This is a genomic window from Kocuria sp. ICS0012 (genome assembly GCF_001665945.1).
GTDB classification, from domain to species: Bacteria; Actinomycetota; Actinomycetes; order Actinomycetales; family Micrococcaceae; genus Kocuria; species Kocuria marina.
On record NZ_LZMM01000014.1, the window covers coordinates 1 to 5613 of the forward strand.

The 5613-nt window shown below is 55.9% G+C and carries 3 rRNA genes; all 3 read right to left on the reverse strand.

Going from position 1 to position 5613, the window contains the following annotated elements:
* Nucleotides 1-68 precede the first annotated feature (68 nt).
* Nucleotides 69-185, reverse strand: a 5S ribosomal RNA gene (gene rrf, locus A5728_RS01380).
* 220 nt (nucleotides 186-405) lie between these two features.
* Nucleotides 406-3533, reverse strand: a 23S ribosomal RNA gene (locus A5728_RS01385).
* A 438-nt stretch (nucleotides 3534-3971) separates the two neighbouring features.
* Nucleotides 3972-5503, reverse strand: a 16S ribosomal RNA gene (locus A5728_RS01390).
* The 16S, 23S and 5S rRNA genes sit together here, the layout of an rRNA operon.
* Between the last annotated feature and the right edge of the window lie 110 nt (nucleotides 5504-5613).

Sequence of the window (5613 nt, forward strand, 5' to 3'; positions counted from 1 at the left end):
GTGTTAAATGGTGGGAGGCCGCGCCCCTAAGGGGGTGCGGCCTCGACCACTTCTTTCTTTCATGTTAATCCCGGCGGTGTCTTACTCTCCCACACCCTTCCGAGTGCAGTACCATCAGCGCTGTGGGTCTTAGCTACCGGGTTCGGGATGGGACCGGGCGTTTCCCCCACGCTATAACCACCGGAAACCCTGCCACCAACCCCTACACGGTGACTACCAGCAACCATGCGTGAGGCGATGAAACCATGGGGTCCCGTGTTTCGTGGACCAAGCTCTATTATATTACCAACCACTACCCCGGCCCACCCCATACACCAGCCTGCGGGGCCGGGTAGGGGTAGGGGGTTGTTGGTGGTCAACCACATGGTGGACGCGAACATCACATTCTTCGAATGAAAGCTGTGTGTGTAGAAGTCTTCGGTGTATTAGTACCAGTCAGCTCCACGTCTTGCAACGCTTCCACATCTGGCCTATCAACCCAGTCGTCTACTGGGCACCTCACACCCCACAAAGGAGGTCAGGAAATCTCATCTCGGAGCAAGCTTCCCGCTTAGATGCTTTCAGCGGTTATCAATCCCGAACGTAGCTAATCAGCGGTGCTCCTGGCGGAACAACTGACATACCAGAGGTTCGTCCGTCCCGGTCCTCTCGTACTAAGGACAGGCCTCCACAAATTTCCAACGCACGCAGCGGATAGGGACCGAACTGTCTCACGACGTTCTGAACCCAGCTCGCGTACCGCTTTAATGGGCGAACAGCCCAACCCTTGGGACCAACTCCAGCCCCAGGATGCGACGAGCCGACATCGAGGTGCCAAACCATGCCGTCGATATGGACTCTTGGGCAAGATCAGCCTGTTATCCCCGAGGTACCTTTTATCCGTTGAGCGACGGCCATTCCACAATGTACCGCCGGATCACTAGTCCCGACTTTCGTCCCTGCTCGAGCTGTCACTCTCACAGTCAAGCTCCCTTGTGCACTTACACTCAACACCTGATTGCCGACCAGGCTGAGGGAACCTTTGGGCGCCTCCGTTACTCTTTAGGAGGCAACCGCCCCAGTTAAACTACCCATCAGGCACTGTCCCTGACCCGGATCACGGGCCGAAGTTAGATATCCAGAGTGACCAGAGTGGTATTTCAACAACGACTCCACCACCACTAGCGTGACGGCTTCACAGTCTCCCACCTATCCTACACAAGCCACACCGAACACCAATACCAAACTATAGTAAAGGTCTCGGGGTCTTTCCGTCCTGCTGCGCGAAACGAGCATCTTTACTCGTACTGCAATTTCGCCGAGTTCATGGTTGAGACAGTAGGGAAGTCGTTACTCCATTCGTGCAGGTCGGAACTTACCCGACAAGGAATTTCGCTACCTTAGGATGGTTATAGTTACCACCGCCGTTTACTGGGGCTTAAATTCTCCGCTTCAACCCCGAAGGGTTTAACGAGTCCTCTTAACCTTCCAGCACCGGGCAGGAGTCAGTCCGTATACATCGTCTTACGACTTCGCACGGACCTGTGTTTTTGATAAACAGTCGCTTCCCTCTAGCCTCTGCGACCCCGACCAGCTCACACCGCACGGGTGTTCACCAACCAGGGCCCCCCTTCTCCCGAAGTTACGGGGGCATTTTGCCGAGTTCCTTAACCATGATTCTCTCGAACGCCTTAGTATTCTCTACCTGATCACCTGTGTCGGTTTAGGGTACGGGCGACTAGAACCTCACGTCGATGCTTTTCTTGGCAGCATAGGATCACCGAATTCCCTCACCTAAGAGAGTCCCATCACATCTCAGGCCCATGACCCGCGGATTTACCAACGGACCGCCCTACATGCTTAGACCAGGACAACCATCGCCTGGCTCGGCTACCTTCCTGCGTCACACCTGTTAACACGTTTACCTCCCCGGATCAGGTCCCACGCTCCCCACACACTCCCGTGACCGTAAACGGCCACGGATCGTGATGGTTCGGGTGGTTAGTATCCCCGGTTCGATAGGGTCGGTTCTTCGTCGGTACGGGAATATCAACCCGTTGTCCATCGACTACGCCTGTCGGCCTCGCCTTAGGTCCCGACTCACCCAGGGCAGATTAGCTTGACCCTGGAACCCTTGATCATCCGGCGGACGGGTTTCTCACCCGTCTATCGCTACTCATGCCTGCATTCTCACTCGTTGAGGTTCCACCACTGGGTCACCCCGCAGCTTCACTACCCCAACGACGCTCCCCTACCCACAACACCACCTCAACCACAAACGGCTCAGCTATACGGTGTCATGCCACAACTTCGGCGGTGTACTTGAGCCCCGCTACATTATCGGCGCGGAATCACTTGACCAGTGAGCTATTACGCACTCTTTCAAGGGTGGCTGCTTCTAAGCCAACCTCCTGGTTGTCTAAGCAACTCCACATCCTTTCCCACTTAGCACACGCTTAGGGGCCTTAGTTGATGGTCTGGGCTGTTTCCCTTTCGACTATGAAGCTTATCCCCCACAGTCTCACTGCCACGCTTACACTTCACCGGCATTCGGAGTTTGGTTGACGTCAGTAACCTTGTAGGGCCCATCAGCCATCCAGTAGCTCTACCTCCGGGAAGCAACACGCAACGCTGCACCTAAATGCATTTCGGGGAGAACCAGCTATCACGGAGTTTGATTGGCCTTTCACCCCTACCCACAGCTCATCCCCTCCATTTTCAACTGAAGTGGGTTCGGTCCTCCACGCGCTCTTACACGCGCTTCAACCTGGCCATGGGTAGATCACCCCGCTTCGGGTCTAGATCACGCCACTACACAACGCCCTATTCAGACTCGCTTTCGCTACGACTACCCCACACGGGTTAATCTCGCGACGTAACACTAACTCGCAGGCTCATTCTTCAAAAGGCACGCTGTCACCCCAAAAGGCTCCAACGGCTTGTAAGCACACGGTTTCAGGTACTATTTCACTCCCCTCCCGGGGTACTTTTCACCATTCCCTCACGGTACTGATCCGCTATCGGTCATCAGGAAGTATTCAGGCTTACCAGGTGGTCCTGGCAGATTCACACGAGATTTCACGGGCCCCGTGCTACTCGGGAACAACGTCACACCACGCACACCACGGTTTCGTCTACGGGACTCACACCCCCTACGGTCTGGCACTCACCACCAGTTCGACTACCACAGCGCCACAGCGCCCGGGGTGGCGACCCCGAGAACAACGCATCCCACAACCCCGATCATGCAACCCTCGCCAGGTATCACACACAACCGGTTTAGCCACCATCCGCTTTCGCTCGCCACTACTCACGGAATCACTATTGTTTTCTCTTCCTATGGGTACTGAGATGTTTCACTTCCCCACGTTCCTCCTCGCACCCTATGAATTCAGATACGAGTGACCACGCATGATACGCAGCCGGGTTACCCCATTCGGAGACCCTCGGATCACAGCTCGTTTATCAGCTCCCCGAGGCTTATCGCAGATTTCCACGTCCTTCATCAGCTCCTGATGCCAAGGCATCCACCGTGTGCCCGTAACAACTTCTACGCCACACAACACAAAACAATCATCAAAGAACACACCACACACACCCACCACACCACCACAACCAGGAATCCAAAAAACCCCTCGACCGTGATCAACGTGTGACCAGATGCACGCGGCGTCAAAGATGCTCGCGTCCACTATGTAGTTGACAAACAACAACCCACCAACACCACACACCCACCACAATGGATGCGACAGTGTCCCAGGAAACCAACCAACGTAACTTGTTGATCGACAACCCAACAATGTGCCACCACGAACCCCCACACACACCACCACCAACCATCCAAGCCGGCAGTGTTCCCGTGTGCGTAGTATCCGTGTCCGCTTGCTGATATTCCACCCATGAGCAAAACACCCACCACCGACTCAACGGTGCACCACGATCTCGTGGTCTGTGGGGCCACCAGCCACCCGGCCGGTCAGCGTGCTCCTTAGAAAGGAGGTGATCCAGCCGCACCTTCCGGTACGGCTACCTTGTTACGACTTAGTCCCAATCGCCAGTCCCACCTTCGACGGCTCCCCCCACAAGGGTTAGGCCACCGGCTTCGGGTGTTACCAACTTTCGTGACTTGACGGGCGGTGTGTACAAGGCCCGGGAACGTATTCACCGCAGCGTTGCTGATCTGCGATTACTAGCGACTCCGACTTCACGTGGTCGAGTTGCAGACCACGATCCGAACTGAGACCAGCTTTTTGGGATTAGCTCCACCTCACGGTATCGCAACCCATTGTACTGGCCATTGTAGCATGCGTGAAGCCCAAGACATAAGGGGCATGATGATTTGACGTCATCCCCACCTTCCTCCGAGTTGACCCCGGCAGTCTCCTATGAGTCCCCACCATCACGTGCTGGCAACATAGAACGAGGGTTGCGCTCGTTGCGGGACTTAACCCAACATCTCACGACACGAGCTGACGACAACCATGCACCACCTGTACACCAGCCCCACAAGGAGGAAAACCCATCTCTGAGCCGATCCGGTGTATGTCAAGCCTTGGTAAGGTTCTTCGCGTTGCATCGAATTAATCCGCATGCTCCGCCGCTTGTGCGGGCCCCCGTCAATTCCTTTGAGTTTTAGCCTTGCGGCCGTACTCCCCAGGCGGGGCACTTAATGCGTTAGCTACGGCGCGGAAAACGTGGAATGTCCCCCACACCTAGTGCCCAACGTTTACGGCATGGACTACCAGGGTATCTAATCCTGTTCGCTCCCCATGCTTTCGCTCCTCAGCGTCAGTAACAGCCCAGAGACCTGCCTTCGCCATCGGTGTTCTTCCTGATATCTGCGCATTTCACCGCTACACCAGGAGTTCCAGTCTCCCCTACTGCACTCAAGTCTGCCCGTACCCACTGCACACCCGGGGTTAAGCCCCGGGCTTTCACAGCAGACGCGACAAACCGCCTACGAGCTCTTTACGCCCAATAATTCCGGACAACGCTTGCGCCCTACGTATTACCGCGGCTGCTGGCACGTAGTTAGCCGGCGCTTCTTCTGCACGTACCGTCACTTTCGCTTCTTCCGTGCTGAAAGAGGTTTACAACCCGAAGGCCGTCATCCCTCACGCGGCGTCGCTGCATCAGGCTTGCGCCCATTGTGCAATATTCCCCACTGCTGCCTCCCGTAGGAGTCTGGGCCGTGTCTCAGTCCCAGTGTGGCCGGTCACCCTCTCAGGCCGGCTACCCGTCGTCGCCTTGGTAGGCCATTACCCCACCAACAAGCTGATAGGCCGTGAGCCCATCCACAACCAGTACAAACCCTTTCCACCCCCCACCATGCGACAGGAGGTCATATCCAGTATTAGACCCAGTTTCCCAGGCTTATCCCAGAGTCAAGGGCAGGTTACTCACGTATTACTCACCCGTTCGCCACTCATCCACCCAGTGCAAGCACCAAGCTTCAGCGTTCGACTTGCATGTGTTAAGCACGCCGCCAGCGTTCGTCCTGAGCCAGGATCAAACTCTCCGTCAAAAAACATTCAACAGAAACCACCCCACCACCACACCAAACAGCGCAGCAGAACCAGGGCAGGATCCCAGCTGACACCCAACACCCCCAGGAAACGGGAAAACACCCCAGGG